We start from the raw sequence: 479 nt of genomic DNA, 5'->3' as shown, positions 1-479 counted from the left end.
ATGCGACGCGGGCGGCTGTCTCGCGGGCAGAGGCGCGCTCTAGGATTGGCCGGGCCTCATCAAAGTCGTATTTCTGCATGCCAGCAAGGTCAGCATGGCCTGGGCGGGGTCGCGTGAGCGCAGCTGCACGGGCATGCCCGGCCAGATCCTCGGGGGCTACCGGACCAGGAGCCATGACGGTGGGCCACTTCTCCCATTCCGAATTGCCGATCCGGATCGCAAGGGGTTCGCCTAACGTCTCCCCGTGTCGGAATCCGGCAAGCAACTCCAACTCGTCAGCTTCGAAAGACATGCGGGCTCCTCGTCCCGCCCCGAGACGGCGACGTCGCAACTCCTCGGAAATCTCTACAGCCCCGACCTGGACGTGAGCCGGAATGCCCTCCATCGTCGCGACGAGAGCAGGGCCATGAGACTCCCCGGCAGTGAGATAACGCAGCATAACATTCAGTCTTTCAAAGGCGGGCGTGCTCAGCCAGGCC

At 64.1% G+C, this 479-nt stretch carries 1 protein-coding gene; it reads right to left on the bottom strand.

The window, feature by feature from the left end:
• Positions 1-439: chorismate synthase (locus CRD60_RS08420; RefSeq protein ID WP_113860801.1), on the bottom strand; the 439-nt coding region annotated here is incomplete at its 3' end.
• Positions 440-479: the final 40 nt, after the last annotated feature.

The organism is Bifidobacterium aemilianum (assembly GCF_003315635.1).
Lineage (GTDB): Bacteria > Actinomycetota > Actinomycetes > Actinomycetales > Bifidobacteriaceae > Bifidobacterium > Bifidobacterium aemilianum.
This window is presented reverse-complemented; position numbering and strand designations above follow the sequence as displayed.